Origin of the sequence: Neobacillus sp. B4I6 (assembly GCF_050434045.1) — a bacterium.
Taxonomy (GTDB): Bacteria; Bacillota; Bacilli; order Bacillales; family Cytobacillaceae; genus Neobacillus.
This window is the reverse complement of record NZ_JBNPWB010000002.1, coordinates 2,415,482-2,436,045: the sequence shown is the minus strand read 5'-3', so window position 1 is coordinate 2,436,045 and position 20,564 is coordinate 2,415,482. Positions and strand designations below refer to the sequence as shown.

General features: G+C 38.2%; 21 protein-coding genes and 2 pseudogenes. 16 read left to right on the top strand and 7 right to left on the bottom strand.

The window, feature by feature from the left end; all coding sequences use genetic code 11:
• Nucleotides 1-141: 141 nt before the first annotated feature.
• The 5 genes and pseudogenes from QF028_RS13995 to QF028_RS13975 form a co-directional block, all read right to left on the bottom strand.
• Complete coding sequence (locus tag QF028_RS13995; RefSeq protein WP_429466280.1) at nt 142-537, bottom strand: DUF3224 domain-containing protein; 396 nt, start codon at nt 535-537, stop codon at nt 142-144.
• 381 nt (nt 538-918) lie between these two features.
• Nucleotides 919-1,355, bottom strand: a pseudogene (locus QF028_RS13990) (VOC family protein).
• Between the two features lie 224 nt (nt 1,356-1,579).
• Nucleotides 1,580-1,960 carry a DUF6262 family protein gene (locus tag QF028_RS13985; RefSeq protein WP_429466278.1) on the bottom strand — a complete coding sequence of 127 codons (381 nt, stop codon included), beginning with the start codon at nt 1,958-1,960 and terminating at the stop codon, nt 1,580-1,582.
• Between the two features lies 1 nt (nt 1,961).
• Nucleotides 1,962-2,571: pseudogene (locus QF028_RS13980) on the bottom strand (tyrosine-type recombinase/integrase); the annotation flags it as partial.
• A gap of 212 nt (nt 2,572-2,783) precedes the next feature.
• Nucleotides 2,784-2,972, bottom strand: coding sequence for a hypothetical protein (locus QF028_RS13975; protein WP_215006231.1), 189 nt, complete (start codon nt 2,970-2,972; stop codon nt 2,784-2,786).
• Nucleotides 2,973-3,140: 168 nt separating this feature from the next.
• Here QF028_RS13975 and QF028_RS13970 point away from each other — a divergent pair, with 168 nt between their 5' ends.
• The 8 genes from QF028_RS13970 to fabF all read left to right on the top strand — a co-directional run bounded on the left by QF028_RS13970 (nt 3,141) and on the right by fabF (nt 11,617).
• Entirely contained in the window at nt 3,141-3,518 is a 378-nt protein-coding gene (locus tag QF028_RS13970) for a DoxX family protein (protein ID WP_429466276.1), read from the top strand.
• 485 nt (nt 3,519-4,003) lie between these two features.
• The gene (locus QF028_RS13965) at nt 4,004-4,582 is read left to right on the top strand and encodes a TetR/AcrR family transcriptional regulator (protein WP_429466274.1); all 579 of its coding nucleotides are present in this window, start codon (nt 4,004-4,006) and stop codon (nt 4,580-4,582) included.
• A 373-nt stretch (nt 4,583-4,955) separates the two neighbouring features.
• Nucleotides 4,956-5,165, top strand: coding sequence for a hypothetical protein (locus QF028_RS13960; protein ID WP_429472335.1), 210 nt, complete (start codon nt 4,956-4,958; stop codon nt 5,163-5,165).
• A gap of 522 nt (nt 5,166-5,687) precedes the next feature.
• Nucleotides 5,688-6,686, top strand: coding sequence for an NADP-dependent oxidoreductase (locus tag QF028_RS13955; RefSeq protein WP_429466272.1), 999 nt, complete (start codon nt 5,688-5,690; stop codon nt 6,684-6,686).
• Nucleotides 6,687-7,031: 345 nt separating this feature from the next.
• Nucleotides 7,032-7,634, top strand: a complete 603-nt coding sequence (locus tag QF028_RS13950) for a TetR/AcrR family transcriptional regulator (RefSeq protein ID WP_429466270.1) — start codon at nt 7,032-7,034, stop codon at nt 7,632-7,634.
• 170 nt (nt 7,635-7,804) lie between these two features.
• A complete protein-coding gene (locus QF028_RS13945; RefSeq protein WP_429466268.1) occupies nt 7,805-8,524 on the top strand; it encodes an SDR family oxidoreductase in 720 nt (239 codons plus the stop codon).
• Nucleotides 8,525-8,676: 152 nt separating this feature from the next.
• Nucleotides 8,677-10,071 (top strand): MFS transporter, encoded by a 1,395-nt coding sequence (locus QF028_RS13940; protein WP_429466266.1) that lies wholly within the window; start codon nt 8,677-8,679, stop codon nt 10,069-10,071.
• 310 nt (nt 10,072-10,381) lie between these two features.
• Nucleotides 10,382-11,617: a beta-ketoacyl-ACP synthase II gene (gene fabF, locus QF028_RS13935; protein ID WP_429472333.1), complete on the top strand. Its 1,236-nt coding sequence runs from the start codon at nt 10,382-10,384 to the stop codon at nt 11,615-11,617.
• Nucleotides 11,618-12,120: 503 nt separating this feature from the next.
• Here the strand turns inward: fabF and QF028_RS13930 are convergent.
• Entirely contained in the window at nt 12,121-12,996 is an 876-nt protein-coding gene (locus QF028_RS13930) for a DMT family transporter (RefSeq protein ID WP_429466264.1), read from the bottom strand.
• A 405-nt stretch (nt 12,997-13,401) separates the two neighbouring features.
• The gene (locus tag QF028_RS13925) at nt 13,402-14,778 is read right to left on the bottom strand and encodes a PLP-dependent aminotransferase family protein (protein WP_429466262.1); all 1,377 of its coding nucleotides are present in this window, start codon (nt 14,776-14,778) and stop codon (nt 13,402-13,404) included.
• 160 nt (nt 14,779-14,938) lie between these two features.
• Between QF028_RS13925 and QF028_RS13920 the strand changes: the two genes are divergently transcribed.
• The 8 genes from QF028_RS13920 to QF028_RS13885 all read left to right on the top strand — a co-directional run bounded on the left by QF028_RS13920 (nt 14,939) and on the right by QF028_RS13885 (nt 20,487).
• Entirely contained in the window at nt 14,939-15,844 is a 906-nt protein-coding gene (locus QF028_RS13920) for a DMT family transporter (protein ID WP_429466260.1), read from the top strand.
• A gap of 122 nt (nt 15,845-15,966) precedes the next feature.
• On the top strand, nt 15,967-16,230 hold the full coding sequence (locus QF028_RS13915; protein ID WP_429472331.1) for an MBL fold metallo-hydrolase: 264 nt from the start codon (nt 15,967-15,969) through the stop codon (nt 16,228-16,230).
• A 617-nt stretch (nt 16,231-16,847) separates the two neighbouring features.
• Complete coding sequence (locus tag QF028_RS13910) at nt 16,848-17,822, top strand: NAD(P)H-dependent flavin oxidoreductase (RefSeq protein ID WP_429466258.1); 975 nt, start codon at nt 16,848-16,850, stop codon at nt 17,820-17,822.
• 312 nt (nt 17,823-18,134) lie between these two features.
• Nucleotides 18,135-18,503, top strand: coding sequence for a sensor histidine kinase (locus QF028_RS13905; protein WP_429466256.1), 369 nt, complete (start codon nt 18,135-18,137; stop codon nt 18,501-18,503).
• Between the two features lie 331 nt (nt 18,504-18,834).
• Nucleotides 18,835-19,230 carry a transcriptional regulator SpxA gene (spxA, locus tag QF028_RS13900; protein WP_214998689.1) on the top strand — a complete coding sequence of 132 codons (396 nt, stop codon included), beginning with the start codon at nt 18,835-18,837 and terminating at the stop codon, nt 19,228-19,230.
• Nucleotides 19,231-19,344: 114 nt separating this feature from the next.
• The gene (locus tag QF028_RS13895) at nt 19,345-19,479 is read left to right on the top strand and encodes a BA3454 family stress response protein (protein WP_410887300.1); all 135 of its coding nucleotides are present in this window, start codon (nt 19,345-19,347) and stop codon (nt 19,477-19,479) included.
• A 147-nt stretch (nt 19,480-19,626) separates the two neighbouring features.
• Nucleotides 19,627-20,040, top strand: coding sequence for an RrF2 family transcriptional regulator (locus tag QF028_RS13890; RefSeq protein WP_214998692.1), 414 nt, complete (start codon nt 19,627-19,629; stop codon nt 20,038-20,040).
• Nucleotides 20,041-20,151: 111 nt separating this feature from the next.
• Nucleotides 20,152-20,487 (top strand): IDEAL domain-containing protein, encoded by a 336-nt coding sequence (locus tag QF028_RS13885; protein WP_214998694.1) that lies wholly within the window; start codon nt 20,152-20,154, stop codon nt 20,485-20,487.
• Nucleotides 20,488-20,564: the final 77 nt, after the last annotated feature.

Here is a 20,564-nt window from a genome sequence, read left to right as displayed (position 1 = left end):
GGAGCTCTTTTTTTATCAAAGTCAATAATTAACTCTCTACAGGAATGCTAACGGACAGGATAGTTAAAAAAGCTCGTTTGACGAAAAGGACATTCCTGGTATTACAGGGATGCCCTTTTTACTAAACTATAGGGGATTTTGTTAGAATTTAAAATCTAGAATCATTTTACTGGTTTGTCCTGTAAACTTATAATTATAGGACCCTTTCAAGCTTTCTAAGTCACCGGTAGCTTTGATGATTGTTGCTGGAGAATCTAGATTTCCTTTATCAAATATTCCTTGCTCTATAGCTGTAAATGTCCCCCGTTTTCCCTTATAAGTTCCTTCGAAATGCAGAAATCCGGAAATTTTAGAAGTGGCCAAGTGACCATCATCTACATTTGATTCTATATAATATAATAAATATTCAACAAAAGCTTTTCCTTTTAATTCACCATCAATATCATATTCGACGTGGGCAATATTAATAGGGAAATCTTTTCTAGTGTCATCTACTGGCTTTTCATCCCATTTGCTTACTGTAAATGTTACCTCCATCGCGTATACCTCCCTATTAGATAGTAATTTACCTCCAGTATACCAAAAAGTACCATCAATAGTGGAATTGGAGTGTTTTTATTTATTGTTCTTGACTAATCTTGTGAAGTATTACACTTAAAGTAACGGGTGCAAGAGTTAAAGAAAAAGATCGCTGCGGCGGTCTTTTTGCTTGTAGTACTAATGAGGCAGCATTCCTGTAATGAAGAAATATGAGGTTTGAATATAAAAAGCCTCTTGGTATGATATAAGTGTCCAAAGCTTGGCGGCAAAAAGGACAACAAACACATATACCAGGAGGCTATTCAAATGAATTAAAACCAAAATAAAAAGATTGCTCAAGTTTGTGAAATCTAAATTATTTAAAGTCCCATTCAATATTTATCTGATTTTCTCCGCCAACTCTAAAATAATACCCTCTGGACCACGAACGTAGCATAACTTATAACTTTCTTCATATTGCTGTATCTCACTAAAGATTTCCGTGCCCCTCTTTTTCAATTTTGCAACAACAGCTTCAATATCTTCAACGGCAAAGCAAATATGTCGGATACCCAGCGTATTTGCAAAAGGTTGCTGAATATCTTTTTCATCTGATGGCGTATAAAATTTGACTAGTTCTATCCATGCCTGACCATCTGGCATCCCCAATCCTACACATGCCGTTTTAACATCATTAAGCCCAACTATTCTGTCCAACTGTTCTCCATCCAATTCCCATTCCGTTGCACTTCAAGTCCTAAATCAAGAAAAAACGCTTTAGCCTCTGAAAGATCATTTACGTTTATACTCACATGATCTATTCTATTGATTTTCATATCTCATACCTCCTATGTTCCTGTTATTTTCAATACCTGTATTCGTGTAAGGTTTGTTTAAATTCTAATTCGCTTAAAACAGGAAATATCCTTCTTCAACAAACCTGCCAGTTAGCTTAAGTGAAGATTTTCACAAACTATTCACTATACCAATTTTCTTTAAACGTTTTATTCCGTAATCTGGCCCTTTATTTAATTGAACAAAAAAGGGAAGGTGCCTCAGCTTATAACTTCCTGTAGACTTCTGCATATGCTACCTTTAATTGATTTCGTAAATCCTTGTTCTCATGCTCTAAACGCTTAATTTTCCTCTTTAATGATTCGATAATCGTGTCTTTACTATTTTCATTCATTTCATACTTAATTTGCTTTGCAGAAGGGCTTTTTATCTGCTGTTGACGTAGTGTCTCAATTCGCTCACGCAATGTCACATTGTTATATAGCGTAGCCTTTGCCACTCTGGCCTCACTGGCTACACTATTAAGATTAATTCCTTGATTAGCTCTAACGAGCCTTTTAATAGCCTCATCAACTTTACTCATGGTAATAGCTTTTCTACTTTCGTGAATTTGCTTTAGGTGTTTTTGGCGATCATATTCGGTCATACTATACCCCTTGCTTATGTTTTATCCTTTCGATTCGTCCAAATATTATATTTCCTTGTTTAATAGTATTATAAATGTCCTGTAGTCTCTCTAAATTCTTCTGATTTTTTTGTACGATTTCTTCACGTCCATATTGTTTCGCTACTTCAACCATTTTAGAAGTGGATTGTATATGAATTTCATATTTTGCTACATCCATTTCTGAAAGTCCTACTGCTAGGTCTTTACAAGGCCTGCCACCATTACATGTTAAACATGGGGGGCTCTTCTGCAGAAGGGCAATTGCCGTTTAATCTTGCTCTACACGATCCGTAAGGATTGTCAATTGCTGTTAATTTGTGGTTTAGCCAAAGCATTTCCTTTATTTCTTCTGGTATCTCTACATGTTTATTAACTTCATAGATATTGCCATTTAAATCGAAACTAAAAACTCCGTCAGTAACTGCCTTTTCAAATGCTTTACGCTTTGTTTCATCCAAAAGTTTAGCATATACCATTGTCATCTCCGGTGAAGAGTGGGCGAGAAACTTTTGCACTGTGAAAATATCTGTACCGTTATTTAACAATTTTAGTGCATAGGTATGGCGAAATTGATGCATTTTAAAATGAAATTTGATCTTCATCGCCTTTATGAAGACCTATTTCTCTGTTTTTCCCAAGGGATTTGGCCTTCATCGGCCTTATAAAGAAAACTCACCAATATGCGGCGAGTTTTTACGTTTTAATATACCTATTGCGATGTCTAAACTTTTGTCATTTCGGCTTTAAATTTCAGAAAAGCACCTCAAAACGGAACCCTTTACAATTTTGCAAGCCCGTTAATTTATGCGAGCCATTTACCTTCTGCAACTAATAACGCCTTAAATGTATTAAATAACTTTTCGTTGTACCGTACACTATTCGGATCACTACTTACACCGCCAATAATTTTGTTATCTAGTGTAACAATTATATTCCCCGCTCTATGTTGGTAAATACTTACGTTAGATAGCTTTAATGTTCTATTCGCCATAAAGCTCCCCCTTTTAACGTATATATATAATGTTTACGTAAAATATTCCCCAAAAATGACCTTGGATTTTTTTCAAGACCACATCTGTCATTAAAATTGACAGGACACCATTTGGAAAGTTTGGAACCTGAATAAGTTCCACTTGAAACAATTATGAGGAGGAAACAAATGAGTAAGATTATCGTTGCGGAAACAACCGCGAAAGTAGAAACCCAGCCCCGAGGAAAAATGATTGCTTATTGGTCAGTCACATTACTACTCGCAGCATCTGTTATGTTAAGTGGTATCGGGCAACTTATGCAATATGGGGGAAACATCGAGTTAGTGACGATTCTTGGCTACCCATTATACGTCTTGACCATTCTCGGGATTTGGAAAGTGCTTGGAGCCATCGCTCGCGTCGTGCCAGGTTTTCCTCGGCTTAAAGAATCCTTGGATTTTCAGTACACGACATCGATTGAGAAGCTTTGGTCCGCCTTAACCGATTCAAGCAAGCTTGCCAAGTGGGTAGTCAACATCCACTTGAAAACCTTCCATTTGAAGTAAACTAGAATTAATACTCTAACAGGAGATTTTGTCATGATTTTAAGTGAGTTGTGACGACTGTAATCGCCAACCAGATGGGATGAAATTGCAGAATATTGTGATGATTACACGGCTGACAAAACCAACCAATTCCACCGAGAACTAATAAGGCAATAAACCGAAAAATTGTTGTATCTTAATACGAATAGTTGGAGTTTTGAATAAAATTTCTGTATTGATTATGTTTTTGTAAGCCTCCAGTTTTTTTATTCCAAAAAAGTATGTTTTCCATAAAAATCAGCCTTTAGTAAGATTTTTGAGATCATATAATCAAGGGATTTAGGTTATGCTGACTGATAAAATGTAGAAGAGAGTGTGGAGTTTCCTTATTTGAGCTATAGGTAGTTTCACTACATTTGATAATATTTGGAATAAGTATTATGAGCTTATTTTATTTACCGATCGTTCTCAAAATGTTATATTGACGATAGGAGGAGGAACTTAGAATGGCAAGAAGTAAAGAATTCGAAGAGAACGTAGTATTAGACAAGGCGATGAAGCTCTTTTGGGCACAAGGTTATGAGAAGACATCCTTGACCGATCTGGTAGAGCATATGGGAATCCATCGCAGAAGTTTGTATGACACGTTTGGCGACAAACATACGCTTTTTTTGAAAGCTATGGATCGATTTCACGATAAAGTCAGTGCTGAGCTTACGGGAGAAGTAAAACGCTCCAAGACTGCAGTGGAGGCTCTTCAGGTTATTTTTAGTTTCATGATATATGGTGAAGAGAACTCACCATCAGGCTGTTTAATGGTGAATTCGGCGGTGGAATTGGCAATGCGCGATGCCGATGTGGATTCAAAGTCCACTGAATCGTTCAAACTATCAGAGCAGCTACTCAAGGATATTATTCTGCGGGGGCAGGAGGAGGGAGAATTTACCTCAGATTACGATGCCGGCGAACTGGCGGAACATCTGCATACTGTATGTGTTGGGTTAAGGGTAATGACAAGAACCTCAATTCCCAAAGAAAAACTACACCGTATAGCCAATTTATCCATAAAACTTTTAGATAAATAATCATTTTTTTCTTAGAATTATAGTTCCTATATGAGTAAGTCTGAGCTGTAGTAAAGCTTACTCCTAAGAAGATATCATTGCTTATGTATTTTTTAGAATGATCGTTCTCGTATGTGAGTCTTTCCTTGCTTAAGCTCTCTCCATGAAGGGATCATTCTTTTGTGTTTTTTAGAATGGTCGTTCTCGTATGTGAGTCTTCCTTACTTAAAGCTCTCTCCATGAAGGGATCATTTTTTTGTGCTTTTTAGAATGACCATTCCCATATAGCGAGACTTGCCTATGTCCAAAACTTCCCCTTAAGGAAATCATTACTTGCGTAGTTTTGAGGAGGAAGACATTTTGTTGTACCAAAGTTAAAAAATAAAAGGAGCACATAAATTCTAATAAACGAACGGATAAATACGGTGGATCAATAGAGAATCGTGCTCGCTTTGCTATCGAAATAACGAAAGCAATCGTTGAAGAAATTGGAGCAGAAAGAACAGGCTTTCGTATCTCACCAGGGACACCTCTTGGTGGGATTAAAGAAGGTGAACAAGGTCCTGAAGTTTATCTCCATCTTGTAAAAGAATTGGCTCCATGAAATTCGTTCAATTTGGTCAAATCCATTATTAGTCAATCGAGCTGGTCGAGCTCTAGTAGATAGTAGTGTAGATATTGATAATGGCGTTGCTGATATGGTACCAGTCGGTGTATGGTCATTAGCTAATCCGGATTTAGTAGAACGTCTCAAAAAAGGGTTCCTTTCAATGAAGCAGACCGTATAACATTCTTGGTGGTAACGGAAGCGTGGGTTAAACGGATTATCCTACGATAAAAAAATTAAAAACTCAATAGGGGTAAGTATAGCTTATAGGGTGAAGAATTAGACATCGTGGGAAACAGCTGTCTTAGTAATTAATATTATAAAAGTTTGTGCCGTTTTTGGGCTCATCCTGAAAATCAGTGCTTGACGCATGAATTACGTGTATTTGCAGGCGTTTGGTGCATTCTTGGGCTTTACCCTTCAAGCACTGGTTTTTGTTTTGAGTCACCTACATTCAAAGCTAAAGATTGCATTTCTTGAAAAGCCACGAAAACATTGTAAAGGAAGAGGATGAAAAAAATGAGAGCTGCTCAAATGCAGAAATATTCAAAAGAAGTTAAAGTGGAATTGAATGATGTTAAAATACCAGAAATTAATAGCCGGGAGGTACTCGTTAAAGTAAAAGCAGCAGGTGTTAATCCATTAGATGTCCTTATTTTAAATGGAAGTATTCGAATGATTTCTGATTATGATTTACCATTAACTTTAGGAAATGAACTATCTGGCGTTATTGAGGCTGTTGGAAAGGATGTTGAGAACTTCCACGTTGGTGACCACATTTATACGATGTTGCCAGTTAATCAAATTGGAGCTTTTGCTGAATATGCGGTCGTCAATGAAGATGTTATATCCATAATGCCTAAAAATCTATCCTTTATTGAAGCAGCAGCTGTTCCTCTCACTGCTTTGACTGCTTATCAAGCATTAAATGACGTACTAAATGCTCAGCCTAACAAAAAGTTATTTATCCCTGGAGGAACTGGTGGTTTTGGTGCTATGGCAATCCCCATCGCCAAATCAATGGGGTTATATGTTATAACAAGCGGCAGTGAAAGAGGTAGATCACGTACACTGTCGATTGGCGCTGATAGATTCATAAATTATCATGAGGAAAACTATGCCAACATTTTATCTGAGATAGATTATGTTATCGACACCTTGGGAACAAAAGAGATAAAAGCAGAACTCGGTATCTTAAAACCTCAAGGAAAGTTAGTATCGTTAAAAGCCGTACCTAATTATCGCTTTGCGGTTGACAATAATTTTCCAATGTGGAAAAAATTATTGTTTGGTTTAGTGGGTGCTCGTGTAGATTTTTTAGCACGTAAACATAAAAATGAATATCACTTTTTATTCGTACACGCCAATGGCAGTCAATTACAAAGAATCACTAATCTTGTTGAAATAGAAAATATCACGCCCTCTATTGATTCAATTTATAATTTTAATGACATTAACAAAGCATTAATAAAAGTTTCTACTGGACACTCACAAGGCAAAGTTATTGTAACATTCTAACCTAAAATTTAAGTACGTGGAAGAATAGTTTTTATCCAAGAATGCAAGATTGTGAAATATTGTACTTAAGCTAACTGGGCAGTCTAGTTAAAGAACGGTGTTTAACTTGTGTTCAACAATCGGGACCTGTTGTTTGAATCGAGAGACGTATTCTGCCTAAAATTGAATTTGTATTCGCCTAAGAAATTGATATGCTCCCATCCAAGGGGTGAAATATAACCATCTATCTATTATGCCGTAGTTGACTGATTTAGATTAATTGCTCTTTCCATAAATTTTTTGTTAAACTGTATCGTAAGCAAAGGGAACAAAGCAATTGCGTAAAAATGAGGGGGGAGAGTAGATATGGCGAGACCAAGAGAGTTTGATCAAAAGGCGGTACTCGATAAAGCTCTGGATCTGTTCTGGGGCAAAGGGTTTGAAAGAACATCTATTCAAGATTTGGTGGAGCATACGGGGGTTCATCGAGGCAGTCTTTACGATACGTTTGGGGATAAAAATCAATTATTTCTAATGTGTTTGGATCGATTCCACAACCTGTATAAGGATCAGGTCTTCCTTATTTTGGAGGAGTCCGGAGAACCAAAAGAAATATTGGAGCGATTTTTTACCGAGTTGATTGATATCGCTATGAGTAATGAAAAGCAACGAAGGGGCTGTTTTATTGCGAATACCGCAATGGAACTTGGTTCTTTTGACCTTATTATCTCTTCACGCATTGAAGCTTATACAATCGAAATGGAGACACATTTTTTTAATTTTCTCCAGCGCGCTCAGCAAGCAGGTGTCATCAACAACAACCTAAGCGTACGCGAACTAGCTCGATTTTTAGTAAATACAAGGCATGGTCTATTTGTACTGGCCAAAACTGCAACTGATCGCAAAGTGTTAGAGGACGTATGTAAGGTAGCTATGTCCGTGATAATGCATAAGAAAAATAATAGTTGACTGGTCGTTCTTAAATGAACTATAGTATATCTGTGCTGTAAAGAATGCATCTAATTATTTAAGAACGGTCATTCTTTATCGTTCTGGCTCTTAGTTTGTATAACACATAAGTAGTTCAGATTTTTTTTCACAGTTTAAGAACGATCATTCAAAAAAAGGAGTAATGAAAAATGGATATTTCTAAACAAGTTGCTCTTGTCAGTGGTTCAAATAGAGGTTTAGGCAAGCATCTAGCTCTTGAACTTCTAGCGAGGGGAGCCAAAGTATATGCCGGAGCGAGGAACCCGGCATCAATCGATCTACCGGGCGCTATTCCGCTGCAGCTCGATATTACAAATCCCCAATCCGTAACTGCTGCGGCTGAAGCGGCTGGGGATGTGACCCTTCTGATCAACAATGCCGGTTCCTCAACGGGTGCTTCTCTCCTTACAGGTAAGCTGGAAGATATACAGTTGGAATTCGACACTCATGTTTTCGGCACACTATCTATGATTCGCGCTATCGCTCCAATTATTGAAAAAAATGGAGGGGGCTCGATACTGAATATCCTATCCGCGTTATCTTGGGCCAGTATAGGTGAGTCAGGTGCGTACTCGGCTGCGAAATCCGCTGCATGGGGAATGACGAATGCATTACGCTTAAATTTAGCCCCTAATAACGTTAGGGTTGCCGGACTACACGTAGCGTACATGGACACGGACATGACAGCCAATATCCAAGCACCTAAGTCAGATCCAAAGGACATCGCAAGAATCGCAATAGATGGAATCGAAGCTGATCTCTACGAGATTGTTGCTGATGATCTAACTCGGAATTTACAACAGGGCCTTGCCGGAGGAGTTTCTTCCCTCTACCCGCAATTAGGTATTAAAAGAAGTAACAACTTATAGAATCGATACTTACACACAGGATATTTGGATACAAAGCAGCTACGAAGGTTAGGAACCAATAATCGAACTTTCGAATTTTATTTATGTATTCTTATGTCTGTCTGTATTCGATCGGAGGGCAAGGACATTATGATATTAAGGAGGTAATATGTATGAAAAACGAATCCACACTCCCCGATTCATCGGCAGATGTCTCCGGAGCTTTCAAGGAAGGATTGGTAATCCCGCTGCTCGGATTCACCGTCATCCTGGTTGTCATGAATACGATGATGTTCAACCTGGCTTTGCCCCAAATTACAAAAGATTTCGACTTGTCGTCGGTTGCGGCATCGTGGATAGTGACAGGCTACTCGATCGTGTTCGCCATTTCCTCCATCACTTATTCTCGATTATCCGATTTCGTCCCTATTAGGAAGCTGTTTACGATCGGATTACTCTCCGTTGGCGCGGCATCAGTTCTTGGTTTTTTCAGCCATCACTATATCCTGCTCCTCATCGCCAGGCTGATACAAGCTTCAGGGGCCGCCTCTGTACCTGCTCTGGGAATCGTGCTGCTCACCCGCTACATTCCATTATCGCGGCGAGGTAAATCGATGGCTACAGTGATGTCTGCAAGCTCTCTCGGCCTTGGCCTCGGTCCAGTCATCGGGGGCTCCATTATTCAATATTTCGGCTGGAACGACTTGTTTCTCGTTACGGGAATTACACTGCTGCTCGTTCCTGTTTTCTATCGGCTACTGCCGAAAGAGAAAGCACAGAAGGGCTCCTTTGACATAGCCGGAGCCGTGTTGATTGGAATGGGCACTACGGGAATGCTGTTGTTTTTGACCAGCAGGTCCTGGGTGATGCTTGTTGTAGGGCTGGTGGCTCTACTCTTGTTCTGGTTGCGAATCCATCGCACGGACAATCCCTTCGTCCAACCGGCGCTGTTTCGCAACAAACCGTATATGAACTTGAACGCGCTCGGAACCATGGCGTATATGAGCAGCTTTGTGACGCTGTTTCTTATTCCGCAAATTTTGGCCCATCTGTTTGCCTTAACTCCGGGCCAATCGGGTCTAGTTCTATTCCCCGGGGCTATCTTGTCGATGCTTGCGTCCAATTGGATCGGCAAAATGATAGACCGTTTCGGCAACAGCATACTATTTCGTTATGCTCCGTGGCTGCTTATTCTGGCTGCCGCCCTGTTCGCCTTAACGGCCGTACATTCAATCTATGCCATTGTCGCAAGCTACATGCTGCTTAGCATCAGCTTCTCCTCGTTGACTACCAGCGTATCCAATGAAATATCGCGAATTGTGCCTAAAGAGCAGACCGGCGCGGGAATGGGCTTGTTCCAGCTATTGCAATTTTTAGGCGGAGCCTTCAGCGTTGCCGTTACTGGCATTTCGATCGCCTTGCAGAAAAATCTCCCGCTCCCGAATGCTTACGCGAATATTTTTTGGGGAATGACGGTCATTGCAGGTATAGCTATTGTCTGCTCGCTGTTTTATAGGTCAAAAAAGCAATCTATGCCGGTACAAATTGACATTAAAGCACGCGTCTAGCGAAGGTGCGGTAAGTCCGAGATAAATCCAAAACGGGTCATATAGAGGCTGCAAACGTCGATTTTGAGTCCATTTGACCAGAAGATGGAAAATGACTTGAGACATCCGTTAGGAAAAACTCAAGTTATTTTTTTTAAAACAAGTTCCGAATTTTATTTTGGACGCATTAGCAGTTCTTCTCATCTCAAGTACCAAAGGCGGATTACAATATAAGCATGTATTAGGAGATAATTTCTTTTCGAAATTATTGAAACAACTTAAAGATCTTTTGAAATAGTATGTGAAAAAGAATGATAGAGGAGTGTTGTTGATGGCACGAAGAGTTGTAGTGACAGGATATGGAGTCGTTTCACCGTTAGGAAATACGGTTCAAGCGTTCTGGGCGAATATTAAAGAAGGTAAGTCAGGAATCAAAAAAATTAATTCTGAAGACTTTAACAATATTAGCACCCAAATTGCAGGTTATATTACCGACTTTGACGCAGCGCAATATCTCGATAAAAAAGAATTAGGAAAATATGACTTATTCGTACAATATGCTGTTGCTGCTGCTCAACAAGCTTTAGAACAGGCGAATTTAGATATACAAAATGTTAATAAGGAGCGATTAGGGGTTTATATTGGTTCCGGTATTGGGGGGATTAATACTACATTAGATAATCATAAAGCTTTAATTGAAAGAGGACCAAGAAAAGTTTCTCCATTTATGGTTCCTATGATGATTAGTAATATGGCGTCGGGAGTTATTTCTATAAAAACGGGTTTTAAGGGACCTAGCTTTTCACCTGTTTCTGCTTGTGCAACAGGGAATCAAGCAATTGGTGAGGCTTTTTTAAATATTCGACATGGATATTCTGATGGCATATTAGCTGGAGGGGCTGAAGCTCCTATTAATCCATTAGCTTTTGCTGGGTTCTCAAGAATGAGAGCAATGTCTACTTTTAATGATTTTCCAGAAAAGGCAAGTCGCCCATTTGACAGCGGGCGTGATGGCTTTGTCATGTCTGAAGGAGCAGGTGTTTTATTCCTGGAAGAGTATGAACACGCGAGAGAACGAGGAGCAACAATTTTAGGAGAAATCGTAGGTTATGGTTCCACAACAGATGCCTATCATATGACTTCCCCTGATTACACCGGAGCAGCAAATGCGATGAGATTGGCTTTAGATATGGGTAATATAAAATCCACTGATGTGGATTATATAAATGCGCATGGGACAAGCACCCCTGAAGGAGATAAATCAGAGACCAAAGCGATTAAAAGTGTTTTTGGTGCTCATGCTTATAACTTAAAGGTAAGTTCCACGAAATCAATGACTGGACATCTTTTTGGGGCAGCTGGTGGGATTGAGGCTGTTATAACACTCAAAAGTATTATGGAAGATATAATTCCTCCAACTATTAATTACGAAACACCAGATGAGGATTGTGATTTAGATTATACTCCAAATCATGCAGCTAAGACAAAAATAAACTATGCTATTTCTAATGGTTTTGGTTTTGGAGGACATAATGCCGTGTTGGTATTTAAAAAGTTTTCGATATAGATAAAACTGTAGTAAAAGGACTAATTGATAGGTTAAATATTATTTTAACGTTTAAACCCTAACTATCTCGATGCTTTAGTAAAATAACTAAGGAGACATTTTTGCAGCTCCTTATATTTTTCGATATTTCACAATCGGGCGCTTTTCTTGAATAAGAAGGCGTCTTTTTGTATTGTACCGTATTCTGGAACAATACTTATTAGGGATTGGAGTTATATTAATGTGTAGAAGTGATTGTGAAGGATTCCACTTAAACTATCGGGTGCTTATGTTGAAGATCGTGCTGCCATCAATGGCACAATAGATTCGTAATACAAAATAACAAATATTGGTATGCAAATGCAAGGTGCAATCACAATGTTCGGAGTGAATCTCAAGCGAATAATTACACTAATGAAGGAGTCTAAATAAAGGAAAAAAGCATCCAATCGTTCCATTGGGACGATTAGATGCTTTTTTTTATCCCTAGCTATACTTCAAACATAAAAAACTGAAGTTTTTCACTATTTTTTCTCAATGATAACGAATAAAACACCTGTGAGAATTAGAAGAGAGCCTATCCAAAATGTTACACCAATGGTCTCTCCTAGAATAAGCCATCCAAGCAATGTTCCAACCACGGGTTGAAAGAAGAAAAATATTCCTCCACTTGAGGCGTTAAGCATTTGTAATCCACGATTCCAAAGTAGAAATCCACCTGCTGTTGAGACAATACCTAAATACAATATTCCTCCCCAAATGGTCGGGTGAGTCAGTTGAGAGATATTAATTTCGTGTAAGCGTGGCATAACAAAAGGGGTCAACACGATTAGGGCTACCAAGGTTGAATAGGTCGTTACCACAATTTGTGAATAATCACTCGGCAAAAGCTTTACAAGTACAGACATGAGTGCCCATGTTAAAGCTGCAATAAGTAGTGCAATACCTCCAAGAGTACTGGACATATTCACATCACTAATTCCAACAATGAGAAGCACTCCAATTGTCGCTAAACAAACGGAGATTCCCTTTTTTATGGTCATCCTTTCTTTAAGGATTAAGCGAGCAAAAATAACCATAAATGCTGGTGTTGAAGAAGTTATAATGGCTCCCATTTGTGCTGTGGATAGCATAGTACCAGTTTCCTGAGCAACAATTGAAATGGCATTACCTATAATTCCAATGGCTATGATTATTAAGACATAACGTTTTTCAATTCGCCATTTTTGTCTTGTTATGAAGCCAATCAAGAGAAGTGCGACAATCGCCACTAAATAACGCATCCACACAAGTTCCAGTGGAGGTATGACCGATACTACAACTTTAACAACAACGTACATACCGCCCCAAATACTTGAAGCTAAAATTAAATATAAAGAACCTAATAAGGTGTTTTTCATTTTTTTGTACCCTCCGTCTTTTGTTTAGGTCGAGAATGCCCCTAACGGAGAGATGTAGTCACCTTCACTCCATTAAGAGCAGAAGAGAGCTACTGGTACATCGTTTTCAAATAATGGAGTCCAAAACATTTTGATTCACCTCAGTCCTACCACAATTATCTGTGTTTTATTATAGCAAAGAATACTAAGCCTGTGGCTATCAAGCTTTTAATAAATTACTATACGGTGAGTAGATTGTGAAATAGTGTACTTAAAGTAAAGGGTGCTTTTGTTGAATAACGGGATTCCGGAGGCAGTCCTTTAGTTAACAAAAACATCCTTTACACGAAAAAGCTTAAAAATATCCTTTTGAAAATTATTTGCTCTATTATCAAGGTTTATAAAGTTAATTTTTCAAGGCTACAACTAAAAGAGTAAAAAGTTATTTGGAGTAATACGATTTTTTCTAATGTTAATTAAAGCAATACAATGAGCCAATCGCTCTACCCCTAGTTTAATTTGACTCTCGTTCACTTGAGAGATACTTAATCGAAGGAGATTTTCCTTTTTATATTCTGGCAAAAACATTCTAGAGGCATCATCAACAAATATATGCTGCTCGTTTAGCATATGAACTACCTGTTTTGCTGTCACATTCTCTGGCAAACTGATGGATAGATAGAATCCTGAAGTCGGTTTTGAAAAATGAGTATTAGCCGGTAGCAATAAATCACAGGCTTCTTGAAGGATTTGCATTTTAGAATGGTATACCTCTTTTATTTTTTTGAGATGTTTATTAAACATACCACTTTTTAAATAGATTTCTAGTGCACCTTGAGAAAGTGCTGAACTATTAAAATCCGAACTAAATTTATATCGTAAAAAATTGTTAATCATTAATGTAGGAAGAACGACTGTAGCAATCCTTAGCCCTGGGAGGAAAATTTTCGAAAAGCTTTTAATATAAATCACTCTCCCGGAAGGATCAAAAGAAAATAAAGGATCTGATTTTGCATTTGGGTCAAGGTCCCCTAAAAAATCATCTTCCACTATATATATATCGTATTTTTTTGCTAACTCAACGATTTTTTTCTTTTCGCCATTCGAGTAACAATGTCCAAGTGGATTGTGAAATCTCGGGATAATATAGAAAAATTTTATATCATTATTTCGAAAAATGTATTCCAAACGATCAAGATCAATGCCTTCCATCGATAACTCAATTCCAAAAGTATTAGCTTGTTGCAGATTGATGGACTCAATGAATCCGAAATATGTAGGCTGCTCAATTAGAATATTGTTTTTTCCATTTGGAAACGGCATTGAAACTAATAAATTAAGGGCTTGCTGCGAGCCAGAAACAACGACTACTCTTTCAGGTTGAGTGAACACCTGTAGATTCTGCAAATATTTCACTAACTGTACGCGTAATGAGTAAAGCCCTTGTTGATCAGAGTATGTAAAAAGCTCTTCTTTATATTGTTCAATTGCTTGATTCATACAATGTTGAAATTCAATATAAGGCATAACGTTTTTATCTGGACCAGCCGATAAGAAATCAATCACGTCATTTTCATTCGTCGTATTTTGAAATTCATTCACAACAAAGTAGCCACTTTTAGGAATAGAATAAATTAAATGCTCTTTTTCTAGTCCTTCGTATGCTTTAATGACCGTATTTTTGCTACATGAAAAATGCTCAGATAGCTGACGAACAGAAGGGAGTTTACTCCCTGCAATAAGCGACCCATCTGCTAGTCGAAGCTTAATTTCTTCCATTATCTCGATATATTTTGTGCTCATACATTTATCCTCCTTCAACTGTACCGGTACAGTTGGGTAAAAAAATGGTTTATTTTTATTGTGTGTACCTATTAATATTTTAATTATATCAGAACTGTTTTTTAAGAAAAGCAGAAAATGGTACAGATATAATACGAAGTTAAAAGGTAGGTAGGATAAGATGCAGAGAGAAACCAGAGAGAAATTTGGATTATTGTTGGGATTAGTAGGTGTTATTTGTTTTAGCTTAACGCTCCCATCTACTAGAATTGCAGTAGAGTATTTTGGGACCACGGTTGTCGGGTTAGGAAGAACAGTTGTTGCCGCTATTTTAGTTGCTGTTGTATTAATTGTTCGAAAAGAAAAACTCCCTTCTCCTCGCCAATTCAAAAGTCTCCTTTTTGTTGCTGTTGGTGCAGTTTTAGGATTTCCTCTCCTCACTTCTTGGGCAATGGAATCCTTGCCTGTGTCTCATGGAGCTGTGGAATTAGCACTGTTACCATTAGCCACAGCCGGATTTGCAATGTTTAGAGCTGGTGAAGTCCCTTCTCTCAAATTCTGGATTTCAAGTATAATCGGCTCTCTAGCTGTTATTGTGTATGCCCTTCATCTAGGGTTCGGTCAATTACAATTTGCCGATTTAGCTTTACTAGCAGCCGTGATTATACTTGGACTTAGTTATGCAGAAGGTGGGAGATTATCGAAAGAATTAGGTAGCTGGCAAGTGATTGCTTGGGCGATTATGATCGGTGCTCCATTTTTCATTATTCCAGTTTGGCTAAGCCTTACAACTGAAATGCTTCATGCTCCTTTACAAGCTTGGGTCAGTTTTATTTATCTTGCAGTTGTTAGTCAATTTCTAGCATATGTTGCTTGGTATAGCGGAATGGCTATGGGCGGAATAGCAAGAGTTAGTCAGATTCAATACTTACAACCAGTTTTGATGATCCTATTTGCAACAGTTTTCCTCCATGAATCCATCACATATTTCACTCTTGTAATAGCAGTGATTGTTGTCTTTTCTGTTATATTAGGCAAAAATGCTACCGTTTCAAAAAAAGATCACTATCAAAGAAAAACTAACTAAATGTTCAGCATTGGGATAGCTAAGGGCCATCGGCTCCAAGAACGAGAAAGCAAGCAAAGGCATTCGTTATCATTTTACAACCGGAAAACAAATTAATTGATGTTATGGAATAATGGCTTTCCATTAAAATATATGGTCATACGCCGGATCATATCAGTCTTTACCATCAGCCCACCAAGACACTGATCTCTGGGGATGCATTGACTGCGAATGATGGCGTGCTAATGCCACCGATTCCAGAGTTTACGCCGGACATGGATTCGGCTCTGAACTCGGTGGCTAAACTGATCGAATTAGACATTGAGACTGTCATTACCTATCATGGTGGTGTCTGTACAGACCGGATTAAGGAGAGACTCACTGCAATTGCAGAGGGAAAAGGATAGACATAAAGAATTAATTGCTTCACTGTCGGCGTTCTCTAGCGGTAAATTATCCTGAACACACTTCAGCAAGTTGCGGGAGCAATTGCCACAGCGATTGCCATTTTCATCCTAACCAGCGGCATGGAGGGGATATTTGCACGGCTCAACCTCGCATACTAAACCGGCCGAAATGGCTAATGCGATGACGAGCGGTTCTCAGAACGTGTTCTTGTTCCATTGACCGAAACGTTAATTGGTCTGGCTATGGCGTTTTTCATCCGTCGCGTTGTAGTCAACCATTCGGCGATAAATTCGATGCATTGATGTTCCAAATTATATTCAACAGCTCTGATTTAGGACGTTGAACTCCCTTCTTTTGGGAAGGGAGTTCGTTAACCGTATGCGGTGAAAGCCGCACATACGGTGTGAACAGGGGGAAAAGGGAGTGATAACTTCAAACCCTTACCTATCTGTATGAAGATGGAGCTGCGGCAGCGGCTCCTTTTCCTATTGTTCTAAAGGGGCAGAATACCCCAACAAGAGCTTCCCTTTTTTAGGAACATTACAGGATTAATTATCTTTTGTGTCGAATTTCTAATCTCATAACATGGAACATCTGAAAAGGAGTGGGAGTATTTATGAAAACACGAGTAACAGAAATTTTTGGAATTAAATATCCAATTGTACAGGGAGGACTTGCTTACCTTGCATACGCTGAATTGGCAGCTGCAGTCTCGAATGCAGGAGGACTTGGACAAATTACTGCGACAACGCTAGGTACACCTGAAAGACTTCGGGAGGAAATCCGTAAAGTGCGTACACTTACCAACAAGCCCTTTGGTGTAAATTTTGCTATTGCAAGACACGACGGTAAATATCAGGACTTGCTAGAAGTTGCCATTGAGGAAAAGGTACCAGCAATTTCTATAACTGGAGCTAACCCGCAACCTGTTTTTGAACGAATTAAAGGAGAAAACATTCGAACACTGGTACTTGTATCAGGGGTTAGACAAGCACAAAAAGCCGAAGAACTAGGAGCTGACGCTTTAATGGCGGTTGGACAAGAAGGCGGAGGACATTTAGGACGTGACGAAATTGGTACAATGGTACTTATTCCTCGTGTCACAGATGCTGTAGCTATACCAGTATTAGCAAGTGGTGGAATTGGCGATGGACGAGGTTTATTGGCAGCTTTTGCACTTGGGGCAGAAGGAATTGAAATGGGGACTCGCTTTATCGCCACTCAAGAGTGCGTACATGCAAACAAGAAATATAAACAGGCAATCGTTAATGCAAAAGAAACGGATACAGTGATTATAAAGAAAACATTGGGTTCACCAGGAAGAGTCCTGAAAAGTGAAGTTACTCTCGATATTATTGAACGTGAAAAGGAAGGAGCAACCTATGAAGACCTGAAAGATATAATCAGCGGAAAAGCTAATTGCAGCTATATCTATGATGGAAATGAAGCAGGTTTCGGATGGGTTGGACAAGTAATCGGACTTATCAACAATATTCCTACAGTACAGGAGTTATTTGATGAGATGATTCTAACAGCAGAAAAAGGATTGAGCCGTATAGGTAATATTATGGGAGAGCGAACCCATAGATAATTTATTACTATATTTATTGACGTTTTATCTGAATCCTGAATGGTTGCTTCGGTAACCATTTTATTATGAAAGCAAAGATTGTGAAGAAATGTACTTAAACTATAGGGGGCGTTTCTGCAAAAAGGAAGGAACGTTTTCTTACTAACAAAGCGGGTTAGTTCAACAAAAAGAAGGAATAGATACCTTTAAAGAAGTAGTGTTTATCAAGAAATAAATGACGGAGGGGATTTTTATGAAGGTAGAAAAAATATATGGTGATTTACCAATAATACCAAATTGAAGATAAATACCGCCGATCAGGTGGTCTTTTTATTGTACGAAAAAACCATTTCAAACATTCTTTATTTTAAAGGGGACACAAAGAGTGAGGTCTTTGTAATAAACAATGCCATTCAATCTATGATGGAAAGTGGAAATATTACGATTCGATTGGTTAATTTTGAGAACAAAGCAGTTGTTGAGGTTAGTGATATGGGTGTAGGTATAGAAGAGGCAGATCTGAAAAAAATCTTTAGTCCATTCTATACAACGAAATCCGATGGAACCGGGCTAGGGCTATCCATCTGTCAGAAAATCATTCAGGATCACGGCGGAACCATTGATGCGGCAAGTATCCTGAACCAAGGAACCACATTTACCATTTGTTTTCCTTTGAAAAGTGGATGTCACCAAAGTAAGTAAGATTGTAGTGAAAGGAACGGGGGGCGTTGATCCAAGAAGGATTAACGCTTTTTTTTGTTGAATTTATTTCGCTAAAAGATAGAATGCCTAAGCCACTTCATATCATGGTTATTAAATTTATTCTCCACATTTTTTACATAGGCATTTACTTAAGGGTGATACAACCTCTTATGAAAAAATAAATGTCTCTTATATAGATATTATATTTAATCCAAAACTTTACAATTGACAAAATGAACTGTAATGATTAAACTTACAGTATAGTAACTGTAAAATTTTTTATTACATTTAAATATGTTTGCCAAAATATACGTAAGGAGTGTGTAAAAGTATGGTGACTCTTTTTACAACACCCAGCTGTGCTTCTTGCCGAAAAGCAAAAGCTTGGCTTGAGGAACATCAAATTGATTATATGGAAAGAAACATAATATCTAATCCCCTTACTGTCGATGAGATTAAATCGATTCTTCGCTTGACAGAAGAGGGGACTAGCGAAATTATTTCAACGAATTCAAAGGTGTTCAAAGAATTAAACGTAAATATTGAATCTCTTCCGCTTAATGAATTGTACAAATTAATAATCGAGCATCCCACGATGGTGCGCCGGCCAATTATCCTGGACGAAAAAAGATTACAAGTGGGATATAACGAGGATGAAATTCGTAGTTTTCTGCCCCGTAGAATTCGCTCATATTTGTACAACGAATTGCAAAAGGCGGCTAATTAATATGGAACAATAAGGAAAAAATTCTAAGTCTTAACAGTTTAAACTAACCCTGGAACTGAAAAGAAGGACGATCATCTTTAATGTGTAAATATGTTTTTAAAGGAGGTAAAACGGATGATTGAAGTATTCGTGACAGTAAATTATAAAGATCGAAATTACCATACCAATGTGATAGTGAAAAAAGATATGGCATGGAAAAAAATTAAACGGATAGCAGAAGAACAAGTCAAAAAGCAGTGGGATATTTAAATAAAAACAGCCTATCACGGACATTGAAAGCTAAATGGTTGACTAGCCAATCTGTAATGTTTAGTATTACAGTTGTTAATTTTAAAAAAAGATGCAGACAATACATGTAATAGTAAAAAGAAGTTATTGTCCTTAGGAGGCAAGCTCATGAATAGTGATTTTACCCTTGCCATTCATAGTTTATCTTTTCTTGCGCTTCAGCCGGACCGCATGTCAACTAGCGATGCCATTTCAGAAAGTGCTGGCGTCCATCCGGTACGCATTCGAAAAGTGCTAAGTTTGTTAAAAAAACATGGATTTATTAAATCAAAAGAGGGAACTGGCGGCGGATTTATTTTTGAGCTAGATCTTAGTGAAGTAAATCTTTGGGATATATATAAGATAACCTCAGAAGGTGCTCTGCAGCCGAAGTGTCCTGAATCAAATGAAAAGTGTATTGTAGGGGCGAATATGCAAAGAGTACTCTGTAGCATTTTCTTCGGTGCGGAAGAACATCTGGGAGAATATTTAAAGGATTATACAATCAAAGAGGTTGTTGATCTTGTTAATAAGCGTCAGTGACCGGTATGTGGCCGTATACTTCTTTAGCTAAAATGTAATAAAAAAATTACAGATTAATTATAACTGGCATATTCTAAAATGAAACAAAAAAATTAAGAAGGTGAAAAAAGTATGTTCTCCAATAATAATACCATTTTAAAAACAGGTGATTGGATTAAGGCAGAATCACGGGATGGCGAATTAATCATTGGTTATATTGAATCACTGTCTAGTATAGAAGGAGTAGTAAAGGTAACCGTTGTTACAAGTGACAATAATCAAACGATTGGCAAAACCATACCTATTTTAAGTAAACAGGTTAAAAAGATGCCTGTTTCTAATGTAACCAACAAGGCACAAATTGAATTTCTACTAGACCTGGCCTTATCAACAGGGGATAAGGAATGGTTTTTGGCGCTTTCTTCGGAGTTAAACGTGATGAAGCAGCTTGTTAATGGAGTACATTAAAACTTACAGATGGAATTCCGATGCTCGTGACAAGTTAAAGATGCTAGGAATATCAAATGTTTAATGGTAAAGGTTAG